This window comes from Halomonas sp. DP4Y7-1 (assembly GCF_019800705.1).
Classification (GTDB): Bacteria; Pseudomonadota; Gammaproteobacteria; order Pseudomonadales; family Halomonadaceae; genus Halomonas; species Halomonas litopenaei_A.
Window position 1 is genome coordinate 424,627 of sequence record NZ_JAHVKS010000001.1, and the last position, 21,380, is coordinate 446,006.

17 protein-coding genes are annotated in these 21,380 nt (G+C 62.6%); 14 read left to right on the plus strand and 3 right to left on the minus strand.

Translation table 11 applies throughout. The features are described 5' to 3' along the window. Nucleotides 1-54 precede the first annotated feature (54 nt). From doeB to KUV72_RS01725, 7 genes are all read left to right on the plus strand, one after another. On the plus strand, nt 55-1,071 hold the full coding sequence (gene doeB, locus KUV72_RS01695) for a N(2)-acetyl-L-2,4-diaminobutanoate deacetylase DoeB (protein WP_206939723.1): 1,017 nt from the start codon (nt 55-57) through the stop codon (nt 1,069-1,071). Further along, nucleotides 1,068-1,553: an Lrp/AsnC family transcriptional regulator gene (locus KUV72_RS01700; protein ID WP_222161752.1), complete on the plus strand. Its 486-nt coding sequence runs from the start codon at nt 1,068-1,070 to the stop codon at nt 1,551-1,553. Before doeB ends, KUV72_RS01700 begins: the two co-directional genes overlap by 4 nt. Before the next feature lie 243 nt (nt 1,554-1,796). After that, on the plus strand, nt 1,797-3,266 hold the full coding sequence (locus KUV72_RS01705) for an NAD-dependent succinate-semialdehyde dehydrogenase (RefSeq protein WP_222161753.1): 1,470 nt from the start codon (nt 1,797-1,799) through the stop codon (nt 3,264-3,266). A 143-nt stretch (nt 3,267-3,409) separates the two neighbouring features. Beyond that, nucleotides 3,410-4,819, plus strand: a complete 1,410-nt coding sequence (locus tag KUV72_RS01710) for an aminotransferase (RefSeq protein WP_206939709.1) — start codon at nt 3,410-3,412, stop codon at nt 4,817-4,819. Between the two features lie 131 nt (nt 4,820-4,950). Further along, nucleotides 4,951-5,970: a hydroxyectoine utilization dehydratase EutB gene (eutB, locus tag KUV72_RS01715; RefSeq protein ID WP_222161755.1), complete on the plus strand. Its 1,020-nt coding sequence runs from the start codon at nt 4,951-4,953 to the stop codon at nt 5,968-5,970. Nucleotides 5,971-6,086: 116 nt separating this feature from the next. Next, nucleotides 6,087-7,028 (plus strand): cyclodeaminase, encoded by a 942-nt coding sequence (locus KUV72_RS01720; RefSeq protein ID WP_222237220.1) that lies wholly within the window; start codon nt 6,087-6,089, stop codon nt 7,026-7,028. 161 nt (nt 7,029-7,189) lie between these two features. Further along, complete coding sequence (locus KUV72_RS01725; RefSeq protein WP_206939705.1) at nt 7,190-8,005, plus strand: DUF1206 domain-containing protein; 816 nt, start codon at nt 7,190-7,192, stop codon at nt 8,003-8,005. A gap of 19 nt (nt 8,006-8,024) precedes the next feature. Here KUV72_RS01725 and KUV72_RS01730 read toward each other — a convergent pair whose 3' ends face one another. Further along, complete coding sequence (locus tag KUV72_RS01730; protein ID WP_222237221.1) at nt 8,025-8,933, minus strand: DMT family transporter; 909 nt, start codon at nt 8,931-8,933, stop codon at nt 8,025-8,027. A 730-nt stretch (nt 8,934-9,663) separates the two neighbouring features. On the opposite strand from KUV72_RS01730, the gene dctP reads away from it, so the two are divergent. From dctP to KUV72_RS01765, 7 genes are all read left to right on the plus strand, one after another. Further along, a complete protein-coding gene (gene dctP / locus KUV72_RS01735) occupies nt 9,664-10,845 on the plus strand; it encodes a TRAP transporter substrate-binding protein DctP (RefSeq protein ID WP_224908082.1) in 1,182 nt (393 codons plus the stop codon). A gap of 136 nt (nt 10,846-10,981) precedes the next feature. Further along, nucleotides 10,982-13,177: a TRAP transporter large permease subunit gene (locus KUV72_RS01740; RefSeq protein WP_222237222.1), complete on the plus strand. Its 2,196-nt coding sequence runs from the start codon at nt 10,982-10,984 to the stop codon at nt 13,175-13,177. A gap of 344 nt (nt 13,178-13,521) precedes the next feature. Continuing rightward, the gene (locus KUV72_RS01745; protein WP_206939697.1) at nt 13,522-13,911 is read left to right on the plus strand and encodes a DUF4168 domain-containing protein; all 390 of its coding nucleotides are present in this window, start codon (nt 13,522-13,524) and stop codon (nt 13,909-13,911) included. Between the two features lie 165 nt (nt 13,912-14,076). Beyond that, on the plus strand, nt 14,077-14,550 hold the full coding sequence (locus KUV72_RS01750) for an antitoxin Xre/MbcA/ParS toxin-binding domain-containing protein (protein WP_242520694.1): 474 nt from the start codon (nt 14,077-14,079) through the stop codon (nt 14,548-14,550). Next, complete coding sequence (locus KUV72_RS01755; protein ID WP_224908085.1) at nt 14,547-15,038, plus strand: RES family NAD+ phosphorylase; 492 nt, start codon at nt 14,547-14,549, stop codon at nt 15,036-15,038. The genes KUV72_RS01750 and KUV72_RS01755 overlap by 4 nt, the downstream gene beginning before the upstream one ends. Before the next feature lie 96 nt (nt 15,039-15,134). Continuing rightward, nucleotides 15,135-17,033 (plus strand): DUF294 nucleotidyltransferase-like domain-containing protein, encoded by a 1,899-nt coding sequence (locus tag KUV72_RS01760; RefSeq protein ID WP_206939691.1) that lies wholly within the window; start codon nt 15,135-15,137, stop codon nt 17,031-17,033. Between the two features lie 6 nt (nt 17,034-17,039). Continuing rightward, nucleotides 17,040-17,762, plus strand: coding sequence for a 3'-5' exonuclease (locus KUV72_RS01765; protein ID WP_222237223.1), 723 nt, complete (start codon nt 17,040-17,042; stop codon nt 17,760-17,762). On the opposite strand, the gene KUV72_RS01770 is transcribed toward KUV72_RS01765, so the two are convergent. After that, nucleotides 17,723-19,384: an ArnT family glycosyltransferase gene (locus tag KUV72_RS01770; RefSeq protein WP_222237224.1), complete on the minus strand. Its 1,662-nt coding sequence runs from the start codon at nt 19,382-19,384 to the stop codon at nt 17,723-17,725. The genes KUV72_RS01765 and KUV72_RS01770 overlap by 40 nt on opposite strands. A 154-nt stretch (nt 19,385-19,538) precedes the next feature. Continuing rightward, complete coding sequence (locus KUV72_RS01775; protein ID WP_222237225.1) at nt 19,539-21,209, minus strand: BCCT family transporter; 1,671 nt, start codon at nt 21,207-21,209, stop codon at nt 19,539-19,541. Nucleotides 21,210-21,380 lie beyond the last annotated feature (171 nt).

Consider the following 21,380-nt stretch of genomic DNA (forward strand, 5'->3'; position numbering starts at 1 on the left):
CGGTGCCCATGACGGCATCGACATGCTTTCCGCAGATTCTGTTCTGGAGTTCCCATGAGCAAGCGCAAGAGCCCGATTTCCGCCACCGTCGATTTCGACGCCCAGGGCGTTCAGCACGGTTTTCTCAAACTGCCGATTTCCAACGACGAGTCGGCCTGGGGAGCGGTGATGATTCCGGTGACGGTGGTGGCCAATGGCGAGGGTCCCACGGCGTTGTTGACCGGTGGCAACCATGGTGATGAGTACGAGGGCATCACGGCGCTGCAGAAACTCTCGGTATCGCTCAAGCCGGAAGAGGTGCAGGGAAGGGTGATCATCGTGCCGATGATGAACACGCCGGCAGCCCAGGTAGGACGACGCACCTCACCGATGGATGGCGGGAACCTCAATCGCAGCTTTCCGGGAGACCCCGACGGCAGCGTCACGGAAAAGATCGCCGACTACTTCACTCGCGAAATGGTGCCGATGGCCGATATCGTGCTGGACCTGCATTCTGGCGGCCGCACCCTCGATATCATTCCGTTTGGTGCATCCCATGTGCTCGACAACCCCGAGCAGCAGCGTCAGGCGCTGGAAGGCGCCAAGGCCTTTGGCGCTCCCTACGCCATGATGATGTTCGAACTCGATGCAGCGGCCCTGTTCGATACGGTGGTGGAAAGTCAGGGTAAGGTCTTCATCGCGACCGAGCTGGGTGGCGGTGGCACCTCGACCCCCGAGAGCCTCGCCATCACCGAGCGCGGCATCGACAATATCTTGATTCACTTCGGCTTGAAGCAGGGTGAGGTAGCGATGCCCGAGACCCAGGTCTATCTCGATATGCCGGATGCCAGCTGCTACGTGCAGAGTGAACACACCGGGCTGCTCGAACTGACCCACGCCCTCGGCGACAGCGTTCAACGCGGTGATGTAATTGCCCGGGTGTATGACATGACGCGCAGCGGTGCCAAGCCCATCGAGTATCGGGCCGAACGCGATGGCATCCTGGCGGCCCGTCGCTTTCCGGCACAGGTCAACATGGGGGACACCATTGCGGTGATCGCGGAAGTGGTGGAATCCCTGGGCGAGTCATGAAACTTGACCGTTACGATCTCAAGATACTGTCCATCCTGTCCCAGGACGGGCGCATCACCAAGTCGCGGCTGGCCGAAGCCATCAACCTCTCGGTCAGCCCCTGCTGGGAGCGGGTGAGGCGTCTGGAGAAGGCCGGCGTCATCGAAGGCTATTGCGCCAGAATCAATGCCGCCGCATTGGTTCGGCGCACCCCCGTATGGGTGCAGATCGAGCTCAAGGCCCATAACGCCGAGAGCTTCCAGCGTTTCGAGGCATTGATTCATGCGACCGACGAGGTGACGGAATGTGTGGCCGTCGGTGGAGGGGTCGACTATTTGATCAAGGTCGAGACCGAGACCATCGACGCCTATCAGCGATTGATCGATGACTGGCTGACGTCGGACATCGGGATCGAGCGCTATTTCACCTACATCGTGACCAAGCAGGTCAAGGCGCCGCGCCAGGGGGTCGATATCGACGCCCTGAACAGCAGCGCTACTTGAGGCTCGGGCTAGGCCTCGTCAGGGGCCCGCCTGGGTCATCGGTTTGCACAAACCTGCATGGCAGAAAAAACCTCGATGTAGCGAGTCGGGACAAAAAAAATGCCATCTTCCAGCGGCGGCTTCAAAAAGTCCGTCCCTGGTATCTCCCTTACCATGACGTCATTGCGTGGCGCCTGCCATGGCATTGATACAGGTGTTCCGTCCCCCTGATGAGACGACGGAACCGACTAGGGAGGTAGCGTCATGAAGCTCAGCGATCCGCGTCTGTTTCGTCAGTATGCCTACATCGGTGGCAAGTGGACCCACGGTGATGAAGGCCGTGAAGAAGCGGTGATCAACCCCGCCAATGGTGAGGTGATCGGTCATATCCCGCTGCTCGAGCCGGCCCAGATCCGTCGTAGTGTGGACGTGGCCGACGAGGCCTTCGCCCAGTGGCGAGCCCTGCGCGCCGACGAGCGCTGCGAACGTCTGCTGGCGTGGTACGACTTGCTGCAGCAGCACCGCGAAGATCTGGCGACGATCATGACGCTCGAGCAGGGCAAACCGCTGCCCGATGCGCGTGGAGAAGTGGAGTATGGGGCAAGCTTCGTGCGCTGGTTCGCCGAGGAGGGCAAGCGAACCTACGGCGAGACGATTCCCAGCCACATTCCCAACGCGGCGCTGGGGACGATCAAGGAGCCGGTCGGCATTGCGCTGCTGATCACGCCATGGAATTTTCCGCTGGCGATGATCACCCGCAAGGCAGCAGCCGCCATGGCGGCGGGGTGTCCGGTGATCGTCAAGCCAGCCAACGAGACGCCGTTCTCTGCCTTGGCCCTGGCGGAGCTGGCCGAGCGTGCCGGAATCCCGGCGGGCATCTTCAATGTGGTGCTGGGGGATGCCGCCCAGGTGTCATCGCTGCTGTGCGCCGAGGACCGGGTCAAGGCGGTGTCGTTCACCGGCTCTACCCGTGTGGGTCGGCTGTTGCTGGAGCAGTCTGCGCCGACGGTCAAGCGGGTGTCGATGGAGCTCGGCGGTAACGCGCCCTTCATCGTGGGCCCGGACATGGATCCCAAGGAAGCGGCCCTGGCCGCCGTGGCGGCCAAGTTCCAGACCGCGGGGCAGGACTGCCTGGCGGCCAACCGGATCCTGGTGCACGAGTCGATCCACGACGCCTTCGTGGCGCACTTTACTGAGCGCATGGCCGCCTTGACCGTGGGCGACGGGATGCTCAGCGAAGTGGACCTGGGGCCGTTGATTCACCGCCGGGCGGTGGAAAACGCCCGTGCCACCGTGGACGACGCCGTCTCCCGCGGTGCCACCCTGGTCGCCGGGGATCAGACGGATGCTCCGGGAGAGAACTTCTTCATGCCGGTGCTGCTCACCGGCGTGACCCAGGACATGAAAGTATGGCGTCAGGAGTGTTTTGCTCCGGTGGCGGGCGTGACGGCTTACCGCGATGACGATGAGGTGATCGCTCTGGCCAATGACACTGAGTACGGGCTGGCCGCCTATGTCTACACCCATGACATCAGGCGGATCTGGAAACTGCTGCGCGCCCTGGAGTTCGGCATGGTGTCGGTGAACTCGGTCAAGATGACCGGTCCTCCCGTGCCGTTTGGGGGCGTCAAGCAGTCGGGCCTGGGACGCGAAGGTGGCGCCACCGGTATCGATGAATATCTGGAAACCAAGTACTACTGCCTCGGCGCACTGGGCTCGGTCTCTGGCAGCTAGATGGCAGCCTGCGGTGATGGACGACATGACCGCGGCAGGACGGTCGGCCCGTAGCAGGTACGGGCCGACATTGATGACGAAACCGCTGATCCGTTCTCTCGGCGAGAGCGGGAAGCGCTACGGGCAAGAAACAAGGAAACCACATGAGCACCCATCAGGACCTGATCGATCGCGACCGCAAGGTCACCTTTCACGCCTCGACGCACCTGCGTGACTTCGCCCATGGCGACGCGCCTGGCCGCGTCATCACCGGCGGCAAGGGCATTCACATCGTCGACAAGGACGGCCGCGAATTCATCGACGGTTTTGCCGGGCTCTACTGCGTCAACATCGGCTATGGCCGCACCGAAGTCGCCGAGGCCATTTACCAGCAGGCGCTGGAGATGTCCTACTATCACACCTACGTTGGTCACTCCAATGAGCCTCAGATCGCCCTGTCCGAGCAGATTCTGAAGCTGGCGGGTCCCGGCATGTCCAAGGTCTACTATGGCCTGGGCGGCAGCGATGCCAACGAGACCCAGCTGAAGCTGGTGCGCTACTACAACAACGTTCTGGGCCGCCCACAGAAGAAGAAGGTCATCTCGCGCCAGCGTGGCTATCACGGCTCTGGCCTGGCCACCGGCTCGCTGACCGGTCTGAAGGCGTTCCATGATCAGTTCGACCTGCCCATGGCCGGCGTGCTGCACACCGAGGCACCCCATTACTACCAGCGCAGTGCCGAGCAGGCCGGCATGAGCGAGCGCGAGTTCTCCGCCTATTGTGCCGAGAAGCTCGAAGAGATGATTCTGGCGGAAGGTCCCGACACCGTGGCGGCCTTCATTGGTGAGCCGGTGCTCGGCACCGGCGGCATCGTGCCTCCGCCCGAAGGATACTGGGACGCCATCCAGGCGGTGCTGGCGAAGTACGACATCCTGCTGATCGCCGATGAAGTGGTCTGTGGCTTTGGCCGTATCGGCGCCGATTTCGGCAGCCACGCCTATGGCATCAAGCCCGACCTGATCACCATCGCCAAGGGCCTGACCAGTGCCTATCAGCCCTTGTCCGGAGTGATCGTGGGGGATCGCGTGTGGCAAGTGCTTGAGCAAGGTACCAGCGAGCTGGGCCCGATCGGTCACGGTTGGACCTATTCCGGCCACGCTCTGGGGTGTGCTGCAGCTCTGGCCAACCTGGCGATCATCGAGCGTGAGAACCTGACCGGCAACGCGCGTGATACCGGCGCCTACCTGCAGAGCCGCATGCAGGCGGTGTTCGGCGATCACCCCATCGTCGGTGAGGCCCGTGGGGTGGGCATGCTGGCGGCACTGGAGTTTGCCGTGGATCCTGAATCCCGCCAGGCCTTCGACGCGAGCCACAAGGTGGGCCCACGGATCGCCGCCGCGGCGCTCGAGGAGAACCTGATTGCTCGTGCCATGCCGCAGGGTGACATCCTCGGGTTTGCGCCGCCGCTGACCACTACCCGCGCCGAGGTCGATGAAATTGTCGCCCGTGCCGAGCGTGCCGTGAACAAGGTCACCGATCAGCTGGTCAAGGAAGGCGTACTGCAGACCGCCTGACGTCAGCGCTGATCTGCGGTGTGTGACATGGGGTCGTCTCCTTGAGGGAGGCGGCCCCTGTCGGTTTTTATGCGGCGGCGGGGGCGCTGAAGGACGGTCGCCTTCGTCGCGCGCCATACAAGGAGACAGCCATGCAAGCCTCCACGTGCTCTGCCCATGGCGTGAGCCTGGACGAGATCTTCAAGGCCCGACACCGGATTGCCGGCCAGGTGACACGTACACCGCTGGTGTTGTCGCGACCGCTGTCCGAACGCTTTGACGCTGAGGTGTATCTCAAGCTCGAAACCTTGCAGCCCACCGGCGCGTTCAAGCTGCGCGGTGCCACCAACATGATCGCCGCGCTGCTGGAGCGAGATGGACGCGATGCCCTGGCACGTGGCGTGACTACCGCCTCCACCGGCAACCATGGGCGTGCGGTCGCCTATGCGGCGTCGCGTCTCGGGGTACCCGCCGTGATCTGCCTGTCGCGATTGGTGCCGGCTAACAAGGTCGCCGCTATCGAGGCCCTGGGCGCCCAGGTTCGACAGGTGGGAGCCAGCCAGGATGAGGCCTTCATGGAGGTGGCGCGCTTGGTGGAGCAAGAGGGCATGACGCTGATCCCTCCCTTTGATGACCCCCTTATCGCGGCGGGCCAGGGCACCATCGGGATCGAGCTGCTGGAAGACCTGCCCGAGCTTGACCGAGTGATCGTGGGGCTGTCCGGTGGAGGACTGCTGGGAGGCATTGGGGCCGCTATCAAGGGCGTGCGTCCTGCTGCCCGCGTCAGCGGTGTCAGCCTGGCCGAGGGGGCCGCCATGCATGCCAGCCTCACGGCGGGCTATCCGGTAGAGGTGGACGAGGTCGAGAGCCTGGGAGACTCCCTGGGTGGCGGTATCGGCTTGGACAATCGCTGCACCTTCGAGCTGGTCAAACAGGTGATGGACGACCATTGCCAAGTGTCGGAGCGTGCCATCGCCCAGGCCATGGTGGACCTGCTCGAGCACGACAAGATCCTGGTCGAAGGGGCCGCCGCGGTCGGTTTGGCGGCCATGGCGCAGGGCCATCTGGACGTTCGCGGAGAGCGCGTTGTGCTGGTACTTTCCGGCAATGGCGTTTCGCTGGATACCCTTGACCAGGCGCGCCGGTGTGCGGCCGATGGCCCTCGCGGCTGAGGCGCGCACTTGAGGCCCGCACTTGAGACCAAGGCTGGATCCAGCGTCCGCCTCAGGACTTTCTTCACACGGCACCGACAGGTGACAGGTGTCCTATCCATGACAAGGAGCCATGCATGCAGCTCTTCAACCGCGAACAGATTCGTCAGGCTGTCGCTATCGACCATCACGCCCTGGCAGCCGTCGAAGAGGGCTTCGCCGCGCTGGGGCGAGGCGAGGTGGTGCAGCCGCCGATCCTGTCCATGGCCATTGAGGAGGCCAATGGCGAGGTGGACGTCAAGACCGCCCATATTCGTGGTCACGACCGCTTTGCGATCAAGGTCAGCCCGGGGTTCTTCGACAACCCCAAGTTAGGCCTGCCGAGCCTGAACGGCCTGATGATGGTGTTCTCGGCCCGCACCGGTCTGGTCGATGCGGTGCTGTTCGATGAGGGCTATCTGACGATGGTGCGCACCGCCTTGGCGGGCGCCATCGCTGCCAAGTACCTGTCGCGTGACTCCAGTCGTCGCGTCACCGTGTTGGGAGCCGGGGAGCAGGCCATCCGGCAGGTCGAGGCACTGCGGCTGGTACGTGACATCGAGATCGTCGATGTGTGGTCTCGGCGTGGGTCGGCTGCCGAGGAGTACGCCGAGACCATGCGTGCGGCTGGGCTTACCGTGAATGTCCACGATAGCGTGCGTGAGGCCTGCGCGATGGCCGACATCATCGTCACCACCACGCCTTCCCAGGCACCGATTCTGGAGGCCGCCGACCTGCCCGAAGGGGTGCATGTGACCGCCATGGGCTCGGACAGTCCGGATAAGCGGGAGTTGGCCGAAAGCGTACTGACGCGTGCCGATGCCTTTGTCTGTGACACCCGCGCCCAGAGCGAGTCCAACGGCGAGCTGAAGGCGTTTCATGGACGTGAGGTGCCGTTCAAGGTGCATGAACTGGGCCAGGTCATTGCGCGTGGGGATCGTCTGCGCCTGTCCGATGCCACCATTACCGTGTGTGACCTCACCGGGACGGGCGTGCAGGATACGGCCATTGCCGCCCATGCCCTGAATCGGCTGGGCTAGCGGCTCATCGCCAGAACGTCAGGGCGGTGATGGCCAAGTTTGCCAATAACAGGCCGAATCAGGACGATTCCAGACGCTGGGGGAGGCTGCGCTGCCAATCGTTTTTGCTGAAACGAGATTTTTTGCGGAGGATAGAGGGGTCTTGAGTGTCTGGAGCTGTCATGCCCTCTCTACCTGCGCCTCTACGTCATCGGCGTAGATGGATCGTCATCCTGGCGCGACTTGGCTATACCGCCAAGGGCGTTGTCTATCTGCTGATCGGAATCCTGGCCGCGCTGGGGGCGGTGGGACTGGGCGGTGACAATGTCGGCACCAAGGAAGCCCTGGCTCATCTGGCGCGGCAACCGTTTGGCTCGCTGATGCTGGCGGCACTGGTGGCGGGGCTCTATGCCTATGCCGCTTGGCGTGGCTTGCAGGGACTTTTCGATGTGGAGAATCGTGGCCGTAGTCTGAAGGCCCTGGGCACACGGGCGGCGCTGGTGATCAGCGGACTCATCTACGCCAGTCTAGGCTGGTACGGGCTTGAGCTGTTGGATGATCCTCACGAGACCACGGGAGGGGCAGAGGAGCGAACAGCGATGCTGATGTCCCACCCTGGCGGTCTCTGGCTGGTGGCCGCACTGGGCCTGATCTTTATCGGTGTTGGCGTGCGCCAGTCTTGGCGTGCGTTGACCGCCAGCTACCTGGAGCGCTGGCGACGACAGGACATGAGCAAGCGCCAGAAAGACCTCGCGTCAGGGCTCAGCCGCTGGGGCCTGGCCGCTCGCGGTGTAGTCTTCGCACTGATCGGAGGCTTTCTGCTGGCTGCTGCCTGGCAGGCCGACCCAGGCCAGGCCGAGGGGCTGGGTGGGGCCTTGGATGCTCTGGCCGCCCAGCCCTTTGGCCCATGGTGGTTGGCCGCGGTGGCAGGAGGACTGCTCAATTACGGCACCTACTGTGTGATCAATGCTCGCTTCCGACAGGTGAAGGTGGACTGATGCGCCCGGTGCCGGCGCATCACCTGCCGCGCTTGGCACGGATCGTCAGCGCCACCCCGGCGATGGCGATGACCATGCCGGCCAGGGATAGCGCCGGCAGGCCTTCACCGAAGAGCCACCAGGCCTCGACCGCGGTCACCGGCGGAACCAGGTAGAACAGGCTGGCGACCCGGGAAGCTTCTCCGCGCTTGATCAGCAGCATCAACAGCAGAATGGCCGCGATCGACAGCACCAGCACCAGCCAGCCAAGGGTCAGGACAAAGGTCAGTGTCCACTCGACCTCGCGGCTTTCCAGCAGCAGGCAACCCCCACCGAGCAGCGCCAGCGCGCCCAGATATTGCACCACGCTGCCCCCGAGCAGAGGCATGCCGGTGCAAAAGCGCTTCTGGTACAGCGTTCCCAGCGCGATACCCAGCAGCGCGACCAGCGTACAGGCCAGCGCAGGCCAGCCGAACCCGTCGAAGGACAGGGCCGACAGGTCCATCTTGCCGCCCAGCACCAGGCTGACGCCTGCAAGCCCCATCACGAGCCCCAGCCATTGCACCGGTGTGAGCCTCTCGCCAAGCAATGGGCCCGCCAGTGCCGCCGTTAGCAGCGGCTGCAGGCCCACCAGTAAAGAGGCCAGCCCCGCCGGCATACCCAGACTGATGGCATAGAACACGCCGCCCAGATAGGCCCCATGGACGAGGCACCCCGACACGGCGACGTGCCCCCACAGACGCAGCCCCTGTGGCCATGCCGATCGAGTGAGCAGCACAATCGGTACCAGCAGCGCCAGGGTAGCGATGAAGCGGATGGTCAGAAAGGTGAAGGGCTCGGCGTAGGGCAGGCCGAATTTGGCACCGATGAAGCCGGTACTCCACAGCAGTACGAAGACCAACGGCATGGCTGCTGTCAGTCCGCCAGGCAGCGTCTTCGTGCTGCTCATGGGTGCGTCTCGGAGCACACGTCAGGCGCTGTGATGGTGGTGGCGACTGTGGCGAATTCAGTGGCGCATGCAGTGATGGATACAGTGGTCAGTAAGGGCAGCAATACCGGCGACTGCCGAGAAGACAGGATCCGTTCCATGGAGAGGCTCCTTTGCGATAAGCCAGGGCCCGGAGGTGCGAGCCGTGAAAGCAGAGCCCATGATGCCTGAAAAGGCGGCCGGGCTGGAGCTGCCGATGTCCCGTCGCTGTCGTGCTTTGGTCGTAGGTCGAGACGTCGTCAGATGATTGGTCAGACCATGATTTGGGTTGTTTTTACAAGTTTTTTTGCCTCTATGGGCACTGGTCAGACCAATCGGAGAGGGCACTTGCGTTGAAACACTGCGTTGGCCGTATTAGTGCTTTTCGCTAGCTTTTTTTCGACGACAGCCGTCCCGCGACAGGTGTGTGCTCTAGTAAATCAGGGCTCCGTTCCATCACAGCTTTAGCTGCAAAACGGTGAGCCGGCATATGGCTGCGCAGCAGCTCGAGCCGCACATCACCCAAGCTCTGATGCCGCATCGCTGGGGAAATACCTGCAGTCAGGTGGCGGATGTCTGCGCATGGACGCGTGCAGGGCCTGGGTCCCCCCCGGGAACGCCTGCGGTAGTCAATGCTGACGCCATGGATCGACAACAACAACGCACCTGGCACCGCCGACCGTCGGCGTGCCGATCCACCTGGAGTTTTGCCATGTCTCCGATCGACAAGTCCCGGCAAGATCAGCCTGGCATGTCTACGACACCTCTCGATACCCATGCGGCCGCTGCCAGTCCTGTGACGCCGGATCGCCGCCGCTTCCTCAAGGCTGCGGCGGTCGGCTCTGCCGCTGCGGTGGCGGCTCCCTGGGTCGGCAACGTGCAGGCTCAGCAGGGTATTCGCATCCGCATGCAATCGTCCTGGCAGCCAGGGACGACCGGCTATCGCATCTTCGAACAATGGGCTAACGGTGTGGCCGAGGCCACCAGTGGTGAAGTGACGATTGAGCCTTTTCCTGCCGGCGCCGTCGCCGGCGCCTTCGAGGTAGCCGATGCGGTTCGTAATGGGGTGCTCGATGGACAGAACTGGTTCACCGTCTACTGGCCAGGAAAGATGCCGGCTGGGGTGTTTCTGACGGCCTACCCCATGGGCCTGTCCGTGCCTCACCAGTGGGACATGATGTTCGGCGCTTACGGCGGCTTCGGTATTGCCAAGGATCTTTACCGCAAACAGGGTCAGGAACTGCTGGGCTACGTGCACCACGACCTCAACCTGATTCACTCCAAGGTGCCGTTGAGAAGCTTTGACGACTTCGCTGGGGTCAAGATCCGCATGCCGGGCGGCATTGTCGCCGAAACCTTCGCCAAGATCGGCGCCCGTACCACGCTGCTGCCTGGCTCAGAGGTCTATCCGGCCCTCGAGAAGGGGACGATTGATGCGGCGGATTACACCGGTGCGGCGGTCAACTTCGAACTGGGCTTCTGGCAGGTGACCGACTACATCATCATGGGCCCGCCTTCGACGCCCTGTCTGCACCAGGCGGTCGACCTCATGGACATCGCGGTCAACCGCCGCGTCTACGAGCGCATGTCCGATCAGACCAAGGACCTGATGCACGACCTGGTCGCTGCCTACTCCCGCGAGCACTACGCCGCCATCCAGAAGGCCAACGCCGAGGCCTGGCCGAAGTATCGCGAGAAGGGTGTCGAGATCATCCACCTGTCAGAAGAGGATGCCGACCGCTTCCGCGATGCCGCGATCCCGCTGTGGTTCGAATGGGCCAACAAGGATCCGGATGCGGCGAAGCTGTTCCGCGCCCACCTCAACACCATGCTCGACCCGGCGGTGGCCCTGATCACCGAAGAAGACATCAAGGATTTCGAGCTCAACGCTTGAGGACAATCGCGACGCTGGGGCGCCAGCGTCGCGAGTACCTTTGAATGACTGACGTGCCGGCCGGGACTGCCCGATCGGCTTCGATGAATGGTCCGTGGTCGCCTGCAGCAAGCCGGCGGCCTGCGGAGGAGCGTCAATGAATCTTCAGATCGATTTCGTTCTGCCTCACTGGCTGTACTGGTCGGTGTTGGCGGGGTTGCCGCTGGTCGTGATGCTGTTGGTGGACAGAAGTTTTCGCCGCGGCGGTCAGGTCAGCGGCAGTGATACGGCCGAGACGCCTGTGTCGTCGGAGCAGGCTGACTATGTGCCGCCGGGAAATGCGCTGACGGCGGGTATCGACCGCATCTCGGGGTTCGCCGGTCGCTATGTGGCTTACTGGTCGCTGATCGCCCCCTTTGTCTTCACCTACGAAGTGCTGATGCGCTACGCCTTCAACTCGCCGACCAACTGGGCGCATGAGTCGATGACCCTGATGTTCGGCATGCAATACCTGCTGGCGGGCGCCTTCGCCCTGCGTGAAGGGGGGCATGTACGAGTCGATATCCTCTACCAGCGGGCGGCGCCGCTCAACAAGGCAGCGCTGGACCTGGTCACCTCGATTTTCTTCTTTATCTTCACCCTGGCGCTACTGACCACGGGGTGGCGCTTCTTCTCACAGTCGGTCAGCGATGTCTGGTGGTTTGGAGACAGCTACGCCAATGAGGTGTCCTTTACCGAATGGGCCGTACAGTATTATCCGGTCAAGTTCATGCTGTTCCTGGGGGCATTGCTGCTGCTGCTGCAGGGCATCGCGCAGCTGATTCGCGATATGCAGTCCTACGCCCATCACCGCCAGAGCCACGCCGGTAGCCGGACCTTTGCTGCCGTACTGGTGGGGCTGGCTCTGCTGCTGGGTGCCTACACGCTGTATGAAGTGGTCAACATCGCTCTGACCGACTACGAAAGCCTGGCGATTAGCCTGGAGAATGCCCTGGCCACCGTCGGCATTGGCGAGCTGACGTTACTGATGTTCGGCACCTTGATGGTGGTCCTGGTGGCCGGGTTGCCGCTGGCCTTCGTTACCGGTGGGCTCGGTGTCGTCTTCCTGTATCTGGTGGGCGATCAGCACATGCTGAACCTGATGCCATCGCGGATCTTCCCGATGATGACCAATTACCAGTTGTCGGCCATCCCGCTGTTTATCTTCATGGCGGCGGTGCTGGAGAAAGCGGGCATCATCGAAGAGCTGTTCGATGTGGTCTACAAGTGGATGGGAGGCCTCAAGGCCGGGCTGGCCATCGCCACCATCATTGCCTCCACCTTGCTGGCCGCCATGGTCGGTGTGATAGGGGCCGCGGTGGTGACGATGGGGCTGATCGCCTTGCCGGCGATGCTCAAGCGCAACTATCAGCCCGAGATTGCGCTGGGCTCGATCATGGCCGGCGGCACCCTGGGCATTCTGATCCCTCCCTCGATCCTGGCGATCATCTACGGCGTCATCGCCCAGCAGTCCGTAGGCGAGCTCTATCTCGGCTCGCTGATTCCTGGTCTTCTGCTGGCGGGCATGTACGCCTTCTATTGCTGGATGCGGGGTACCTTGAACATCAAGGTGGCACCGCCGATGCCGGTGGAAGATCGCGTGTCCAGCGCCGAGAAGCTGAGGCTGTTGCGCAATATGCTGGCGCCCATCGCCCTGGTGATGTTGGTACTCGGGATCATCTTCACCGGCGTCGCCACGCCGGTGGAAGCGGCCGGTATCGGAACCTTCGGTGCCTTGCTGGTGGCGGCACTGCATAAGCGCCTGACCTGGCCCAATCTGCACGCCGCCTGCATGACGACTTTGGTGGCCACGGCGATGGTGATGTGGATCATCTTCGGCGCCAGCATCTTCGTCGGCTTCTACATCCTGCAGGGGGGCCAGACCTTCGTGCAGGACCTGATCGCCGGCGCTGGGCTCGGTCCCTACGCGGTACTGGCGTTGATGATGGTGTTGCTGGTGGCGCTGGGCATGTTCCTGGATTGGGTCGGTATCCTGCTGTTGGCGGTGCCGATCTTCGTGCCGCTGATCAAGGGGCTCGACTTTACCGGGGTGCTGGGGCTGCCTGGCGTAGATCCCGCCGATGTGTCGCTGTGGTTCGGGGTCATCTATCTGGTCAACATGCAGATGTCATTTCTGAGTCCTCCCTTTGGCTATGCGCTGTTCTACATCAAGGGCGTGTGTCCTCCCCATATCACCATGGGGCAGATTTTCCGCTCATCCTTCCCGTTCCTGGCTCTGCAGGCCTTGGGGCTGTTGCTGGTCATCCTGTTCCCGGCGCTGGTGACCTGGCTACCCAACCTGGCTTACGGATAGCGCCGGCTAGGCCAACGCTTTTCCCCTGTCGCCGGAGCATCCGGTGGCAGGGGAGACAGTGCTTGGCTTGCTAGCCGCAGGCGCGAGTGTCGGCACATCCGCGCCGGCACGGCTGAGTCGCTGCCCCCACCACGTAGTGACAGAAACCGCGAGAAGTGTCCGCTATTCTGCACTTCACCTGACGCAGCGTTGGCGTACCATGGGGTCAGCTCTTCACGCTGATGTCGCTCGCTGGAGACAGCTGGCTTGCATTCCGTAACACGATCGTGGGGAACCGATGCGAACGTGTGTCGTCACAATGGGCGAGCGATTGACGAATTCTCAATGACCTCCTGGAGGACTTCATGCAACGATTCACTGCCCTGATTACTGCCGCACTGCTCTCCGCCGGTCTGATGAGCGCCACGGCCCACGCTCAAGACGCCAGCGCACAGGCATCGTCCAGCGCCGACGTGGAAGCAGCAGTACAGGCACAGAACTTCTCTGACGCCGAACTGCAGAAGTTCGCCGATGCGTCCAAGGAGATCGCCACGATTTCTCAGGATTACACCCAGCGCCTGCAAGAAGCCGAGGACCAGCAGGCCCAGCAGGATGTGCGCACCGAGGCCAACCAGAAGATGGTCGAGGCCGTACAGCAAAGCGGGCTCGAGGTGGAGAAGTTCAATGCCATCGGCCAGGCCATTCAGCAGAATCCTGACATGATGAAGCGCGTTCAGGAGATGGCGCAGTCCTGATAGGTGACTGCCCATGAAGACGCCCCCTACGGCTTTCCGCCGGAGGGGGCGTCTTCGTTTTGGGGACAGCCTTGCGTCAGTGGGTATGTTTCCGTTAAGCAGAGGTCTCTCGACACCTCTGCCAGGTGGCACTATTATTTTGACAGATGGCTGTCAATGAGGCTGATGATGAAGGTTGCCGAATGTGCCCTCGATGCCAAGACGAGTTTGTTGCAACGCACGCTGGAGCGCCTGCTGGGCAAGCCTGCACCCGAGGCAACGACGGCCCTGTACATTCACGAGATGATCGAGAAGGGCTTGCCGTCTCGCGACGTGCTGCGATTCGTTGAATCAGTTGATCTGCTTAGCGATAGGGCCATGGCCGTTAAGCTGATCGGTATGTCCGAACGCACGCTTTATCGTCGGATCAAGTCGCCGGAGCCGCTTAACACTGAGCAGAGTAGTCGTGCCTGGCGTTTCGCCGAGGTGCTTACCAGGGCGGAAGATGTGTTGGGCGATGCTGCTGAGGCAGAGCGTTGGATGGGAACACCCGCCTTGGGGCTTGAGGGGCGCAAGCCGATAGATCTTCTCACCACCCAGGTGGGGTACGAGCTAGTGGACGACCTTCTTACCCGCCTGGATCAGGGAGTGTACACGTGACATCCGCTGGCAAGGATCTGCTGCTTTGGCGGCTTGAACGAGAGCGGCATATGGCCAGCTGGAGCAGTGGTGTCGGTGCAAAGCTGGCTGGCGGACGCTGGAATACCAAGGGGCGAGCGGCGGTATATGGGGCCTGCGACCCATCAACGGCGATTCTCGAAGTCGCGGTGCATAAGGGTTTCAAGGCGCTGGATACCATCCCCCATATGTTGTTGTGCGTGCGTATCACCGATCCTGACAGCGTGTTTGAGGTAGTGCCCGAGGACTTGCCCAACCCCAACTGGTTGGTTCCTGGATCGCCCAGCCTTGGTCAGCAATGCTATGGCGATGAGCTACTGTCTCGCTATCCCTTCATCACAGTGCCTTCGACGGTCTCCCGCCATAGTCGCAATATCGTGATGAATCCGCTGACGGGCCAGGAGGGCGTCGAGATCGTCGTGATCGAGCCCTTCGCCTTGGACCCACGGCTGCATCCTCCCGCCGAGTGAGCAAACGCTTTACAGCCATTGCCATGGCCCGCATCCTTTCTGCATGAGGGCGCCGAGCATGTAGCGCGCCTGTACCGGCACCGCGCGGAGGACACCATGGAAGCGGAACTGTTGGAAATCAGCCAGCACATGGGGCGCTTCCCGCCCTTTGATGGCCTCACGGATGAGCTGCTGGATGAGGTGGCGAGCCAGGTACAGGTCAGCTATTTCAAGGCGGGCTCGACGATTCTCGAGCTCGATGCGGTGCACGAGGAGTTCTGCTACATCCGCAGTGGCGCGGTGGAGGTCTCGCGCCGCAACGGCGAGCTTTACAACCTGCTTGGCGAGGGCGATATCTTTGGCCATTTCAGCCTGTTGCGCCACAGCAGAGTTCGCTTTCCCGCCAAGGCGCTGGAAGACAGTCTGATCTACTTCATTCCCGAGGCCATGTTCCATCGGCTGTGCGAGGCCGATGAAGCCTTCTCTGACTTTGTCGAGGTGGATCGCCCCCGGCTCGAGACGGCGGTCGAAAGCCAGCGCAAGAACAACGACATGATGGTGACGCGGATCCGCAAGCTGCTGACCCGCTATCCCGTGATGGTGGAGGCCCGTGCAACGGTGCAACACGCGGCCCGCCAGATCAGCGATTTCCAGGCGTCCGCCGTGCTGGTGCTGGACAAGCCCGGGGACAACCCCCGCTATACCTTCAAGGACAGCGAGGGCACCTACTGGCAAGTGACCGGGATCCTCACCGACAGCGATTTTCGTACCAAGGTGGTCGCCGAGGGGCTGTCACCGGATACCCCGGTAGGGGAGGTGGCGGGTCGTCGGTTGATCGCGATACAGTCCGATGAGTCGGTGCAGGAAGCGATGCTGTGCATGTTGCGTAACAACATCCATCATCTGCCGGTCATGCATCGGCGCTCACCGGTGGGCATCGTGCATCTGTCCGATATCATTCGCTACGAGACCCAGAGCAGCCTATATCTGGTGAGCAATATCTTTCACCAGCCATCGGTGGAGAGTCTGGCCAAGCTGGCCCCCGACGTGCAGGCAGCGTTCGTGCGGATGGTGCATGATGGCGCCGACTCGCAGATGGTGGGCAAGGCGCTGTCGACCATCGGTCGCAGCTTTACCCGGCGCCTTTTGGAAATGGCGGAAGAGGAGTTGGGGCCGCCACCGGTTCCTTACTGCTTCATGGCGCTGGGTTCCATGGCGCGCAACGAGCAGAGCATTGTCACCGACCAGGATAACGCCCTGGTTCTCTCCGACGACTTCGACCCGGCGCTACATGACGAGTACTTCGCCACCATGGCCAAACGCGTCAGTGATGGCCTTGCCGCCTGCGGGTACACCTACTGCAAGGGCGACGTGATGGCCACCAATCCCAAGTGGCGTCAGCCCTTGGCGGTATGGAAGCGCTATTTCACGCAGTGGATCGAGCAGCCCTCGCCGGAGGGGCTGTTGCACAGCTCCATCTTCTTCGACCTGGATACCGTGCATGGCGACAACCCGCTGGTGGAAGCCTTGCAGGACCTGGTGGCTACCAAGGCATCACAGCACAAGCGCTTCCTGGCCGCCATGGCGCGCAATGCCCTCAACCGTACGCCGCCACTTGGCTTCTTTCGGACGTTTGTGATGGAGAAGGACGGCAAGCACAATAACTCGATCAACTTGAAGCGCCGGGGCACCGCTCCCATGGTCGATCTGATTCGTATCCATGCCCTGGCCTGTGGGTCCCGTGCCCAGAACAGCTTCGATCGACTCGATGACATCGACCGCACTCAGCTGCTGGCGCCTGGCGTCAGTGACCGGCTGCGCTACGCGCTGGAGTTTCTGTCGATGTCGCGGATTCGTCATCAGGTCATCGATCTCGAGCATGAGCAGCAGCCGGACAACAACATCGAGCCCGAAAACGTGTCCAGCGAAGAGCGCCATCACCTGAAGGACGCCTTCCAGGCGCTCAGCAATGCCCAGAAGTTTCTCAAGTTTCGCTACCCGATGACGCACAGGTAGGCGGCCATGCCACTCCTTCGACCCAAGACACGCTCGGCCCCTGACTGGCACGACTACCTGGTGGCCCGGCGCCAGCAGAGTCGTCAGCGTGCCCTGGTGGACTTCTTTGCTGGTGCGGATCTGTCCCCGATCCTGCCCGTGCAGGAGGCCCCGCTGATGGCCCTGGATCTGGAAACCACCGGTCTGGACCCCAAGCGAGACGAGATCGTTTCGATTGGCCTGGTACCCTTCTCACTGTCACGGATTCGTCTGGCGGAGCGACGCTACTGGGTGGTCAGGCCGCACCGCACGCTCAAGGCCGAATCGGTCACCTTCCATCACATCACCCACGCCGATATCCAGGGAGCACCGCGCATCGAAGAGGTGCTCGAGGAGGTCTTCGAGGCGATGGCCGGGCACCTGCTGGTGGTGCACTATCGCCACATCGAAAGGGCTTTTCTGCAGGCTGCCGTGCAGGCTAAGTGGCAGGAGACTCTGAGTTTTCCGGTCATCGACACCATGTCCCTGGAGGCGCGAATCCATCGGCAATCACTGATGGCGCGCTTTCGACGCTGGATGGGGCGGCCGCCGGCCTCCATCCGCCTGCATGACAGCCGGGTGCGCTATGGCCTGCCTCACTACCACGGACATCATGCCTTGACCGATGCTATCGCCACGGCCGAGCTGCTGCAGGCCCAGGTCGCCGGCAACTACGCTCCGGAAACGCCCATCGGAATGCTCTGGAGTTGAGCCTTAGGCTGGCCTTCCCACGGCAGTGGCGGGCGGACCCCTGCGACACTGCCGGGTCGTCCGTTCGGTGACCGTGTCAGCAGGCGATAGGTTTTTCCTCGATAGGGTTGATAGAGGATGGTGGTGGCGTTCTCGGGTAGCGGAAGCTGATCGTCGCTGGTGACGATGCGACCGCTCGGATGGGACGCCCACCAGCGATCCACCTCGTCGTCCTCCAACTCGACCAGAGGGCGTTGCAGCCGGCCAAGATACTGGAACTGGTCCGCGTAGCGCCCGGCGTAGGCAACGGGAGTTCCGCGAGTCTCCAGCTGGTGGAGTCGCTGGGCCAGAGGAGTAAGGTCATAGCGTTGTGTCAGCAGCGGGCGGGTGCTGACCAGCAGGCAGGTCAGGGTGACCGGCCACACCAGCAGGGCCAGGCGCGAAGAGCGTTGAGGAGCAGCGATCATGGCCAGCAGCAGGGGAACCAGCGCCAGCGCGCGATAGCCATTGTGAACAGGCGTAACGCCTCCCAGTGTCTGCAAGAGCTCCGGCATGACCAGCAGCAGCGGGACTGCCAGCCATGGCATATGTCGTAGCCATCTGCCGTGGCTTGCCAGCAGTGGCTGCCCCTTGCCAGGCAAGCCCAGGCTGATCCACAGCGCAGCGAAGGGCAGTGTCGGGATCAGGTAGTGCGCCTGCTTGCCACTGATCAGGCTCAGTACAAGGACCGCTGGCAGCACGCCGAGCAGAGCCAGGCGGGCCAGTCGGGACGTCAGTCGGGGACGCCACCACAACGATGTCATCGACCAGGGAAACAGCGCGAGCGGGATTAGCGGCAGGTACCAGTACCAGGGGCGGGCGTGGGCAAAGGAATGACTGACCCTGCCGGCAAACTGGCCCCACAGGATGTCACGGGCATAGTCGGCTCCACCGGCCTGTGCCGCGGGCAAGGCCCAGGCCAGGCCCATGGCCAGGCCGATTGTCCCAGAGCCACAGAGTGCCATCGCGCTGGCGCCAAGTGAGCGCGGCGACCACCAGCCGATTCCCAGCGCCAGCGGCAGCCAATACAGCAGTATCACCGGCCCCTTGGCCAGCAATCCGAGTCCCAGCCCCACGCCGCTCATCACTACCCAACCTGTCCCCCCGTATCGCGCTAGGCCGACCAGGCCGAGCACTGCCAGCAGCAGGCAGGTGGTCAGCAGAATGTCGAACATCGATAGCGGCAAGAAGACCGACCAGAGCGTCATGCCCAGCAGTAGCCCGGGAGCCCAGCGCGCCTGTGCGACGCTTTGCGGGAATCCGACGCGAACAATGGCCACCAGCAGTGGATAGCTCAGCAGGCCCACCAAGGGCACCGCAAGGCGCCCGACCGGGTCGTCGGTGCCGAAGATCGCCCAGGCCAGATGAATGAGCCAGAACAGCAGGGGAGGCTTGTGGGCATAGGGCTCGCCATTGAGCTGGGGCACCAGCCAAAGGTGGCGCTGCCACATTTCCCAGGCCACGCCTAGGTAGCGGGTCTCGTCGATGGGCATCAACGGGGTAGACGCCACGCGGACGATGATCAGCAACGCTGCCGCCAGCATCACCGTGGTCAATGGTGTCAAATGGGGCAGGGGTAGCTTGGACAGGGAGTGCTTGGACATGACAGGGCTCCATCAACGGATGCCCGTCACCCTAGACGACAAACCTTAGCAGAGGCTTATCCGGCAGGAGGGTGCTGCTTTTTCAGGCGGCCATAACGACCGTCGGCGGCCACAAGGCCGCCGACGGTAGATGATACGAAGCTGTCAGGCCGAATCAGACGGCCTTGGGCTCGCTCATCAGGCCCTTGATGATGGCGTAACTGGCCACCAGCAGCACCAGCGTGAACGGCAGACCGGTCGACACGGCTGCCGCCTGCAGCGCTGTCAGGCCACCACCCAGCAGCAGGGCAATGGCAATGGCGCCTTCGATCAGTGCCCAGAACACGCGCTGCGGCTTGGGGGCATCGACCTTGCCACCTGCGGTGATCGAGTCAATGACCAGAGAGCCGGAGTCGGAGGAGGTCACGAAGAACACGATGACCAGCACGATGCCGATGAACGACGTGATCGACGCCAGCGGCAGCTCACCCAGCATGGCGAACAGCTTCAGCTCCAGTGCGGCATCCTGCACACCCTGGAAGCCATCGGTGATGTACTGCTCGATGGCGGTGCCGCCGAACGACGTCATCCACAGCACCGAGACCAGGGTCGGTACCAGCAGCACGGCCGTCAGGAACTCGCGCACGGTGCGGCCCCGGCTGACACGGGCGATGAACATGCCGACGAACGGTGACCAGGAGATCCACCAGGCCCAGTAGAAGGCAGTCCAGCCCTGCACGAAGTTGGCGTCTTCACGGCCGAAGGGGTTGGACAGTGCTGGCAGTTCAGCCAGGTAGTGCCCCAGGTTGGAGAAGAAGCCGGTGGCAATCGCCAGGGTTGGGCCAACGATGATCACGAAGGTCAGCAGCAGGAACGCCAGCACCATGTTGACCTGGGACAGGCGCTGTACGCCCTTGTCGACGCCCAGCATGATGGAGCAGAGCGCCACGCCAGTGATCGCGACAATCAGCAGCACCATGGTGGTGTCGGTGTTCGGTGTGCCAAACAGCTCGTTGAGGCCGGCGGCTGCCTGGGAGGCACCGAGACCCAGCGAGGTCGCCAGACCGAACAAGGTGGCGAACACCGCCAGGATGTCGATCAGGTGTCCAGGCCAGCCCCACACGCGTTCACCCAGAATCGGGTAGAACACGGAGCGCATGGTCAGCGGCAGGCCCTTGTTGAACGAAAAGATGGCCAGCGACAGGCCGACAATGGCGTAGGCTGCCCAGGGGTGGAGCCCCCAGTGGAAGATGGTAGCGGCCATGCCCAGGTTGACGGCGGCCTGTTCATCGCCAGCTGCGCCGCCAAGAGGCGCCCAGTCAGTGCGAATACCGTTGTCACCGACGGTCGTGCCACCCAGCGCCGTCGAGAAGTGCGACATCGGCTCGGACACGCCGTAGAACATCAGGCCGATGCCCATGCCGGCGGCGAACAGCATGGCGAACCAGCCCATGTAACTGTAGTCAGGTGTCGCGTGAGCACCACCGATACGGACCTTGCCCAGAGGGGTGAAGATCAGCCCCAGCGACAGCAGCACGAAGACGTTGCCGCCCAGCAGGAAGACCCACGACAGGTTGCTGGTCAGCCAACCGCGGATGCCGTTGAAGAACGGCTCGGCGCTGGTCTGGAAGGCCAGGGTCAGGATAACGAACACCAGAATCAGCAGCGACGAGACGGAGAAGACCTTGCCGTGCAGGTCGACGTCCACGCCGAAGGATTTGGTGACGATATTGTCCTGACCGATGACGTAATCGGTATCGATCAGATTGGCGGGCCCGTCCGGGGCCGGTACCCCCTCGCTGCCGGTATCGGCGCTCGAGGGCTTGTGGTTAGGGTCTGTTTCCACGTGCGATCTCCCTTGCGTTTGAAGATGAGGTGCAAAGTGTTGCTGCCGTCAAGCCATGCTGCTGTCACTCGTTGCTCGTTTGTTGTGCCAGTCTGTTGGCCGTGCCTGCCTGAAGTGTGGCCTGTCTGAAGGCGCTTGCCAGCGGCATCTTCAACGGCAGGGGCCGAGGAC

Bases quoted from the DNA above. Each gene is read 5' to 3' on its own strand.
- doeB (WP_206939723.1), top strand. From the start codon at position 55: ATGAGCAAGCGCAAGAGCCCGATTTCCGCCACCGTCGATTTCGACGCC.
- KUV72_RS01700 (WP_222161752.1), top strand. From the start codon at position 1,068: ATGAAACTTGACCGTTACGATCTCAAGATACTGTCCATCCTGTCCCAG.
- KUV72_RS01705 (WP_222161753.1), top strand. From the start codon at position 1,797: ATGAAGCTCAGCGATCCGCGTCTGTTTCGTCAGTATGCCTACATCGGT.
- KUV72_RS01710 (WP_206939709.1), top strand. From the start codon at position 3,410: ATGAGCACCCATCAGGACCTGATCGATCGCGACCGCAAGGTCACCTTT.
- eutB (WP_222161755.1), top strand. From the start codon at position 4,951: ATGCAAGCCTCCACGTGCTCTGCCCATGGCGTGAGCCTGGACGAGATC.
- KUV72_RS01720 (WP_222237220.1), top strand. From the start codon at position 6,087: ATGCAGCTCTTCAACCGCGAACAGATTCGTCAGGCTGTCGCTATCGAC.
- KUV72_RS01725 (WP_206939705.1), top strand. From the start codon at position 7,190: ATGCCCTCTCTACCTGCGCCTCTACGTCATCGGCGTAGATGGATCGTC.
- KUV72_RS01730 (WP_222237221.1), bottom strand. From the start codon at position 8,933: ATGAGCAGCACGAAGACGCTGCCTGGCGGACTGACAGCAGCCATGCCG.
- dctP (WP_224908082.1), top strand. From the start codon at position 9,664: ATGTCTCCGATCGACAAGTCCCGGCAAGATCAGCCTGGCATGTCTACG.
- KUV72_RS01740 (WP_222237222.1), top strand. From the start codon at position 10,982: ATGAATCTTCAGATCGATTTCGTTCTGCCTCACTGGCTGTACTGGTCG.
- KUV72_RS01745 (WP_206939697.1), top strand. From the start codon at position 13,522: ATGCAACGATTCACTGCCCTGATTACTGCCGCACTGCTCTCCGCCGGT.
- KUV72_RS01750 (WP_242520694.1), top strand. From the start codon at position 14,077: ATGATGAAGGTTGCCGAATGTGCCCTCGATGCCAAGACGAGTTTGTTG.
- KUV72_RS01760 (WP_206939691.1), top strand. From the start codon at position 15,135: ATGGAAGCGGAACTGTTGGAAATCAGCCAGCACATGGGGCGCTTCCCG.
- KUV72_RS01765 (WP_222237223.1), top strand. From the start codon at position 17,040: ATGCCACTCCTTCGACCCAAGACACGCTCGGCCCCTGACTGGCACGAC.
- KUV72_RS01770 (WP_222237224.1), bottom strand. From the start codon at position 19,384: ATGTCCAAGCACTCCCTGTCCAAGCTACCCCTGCCCCATTTGACACCA.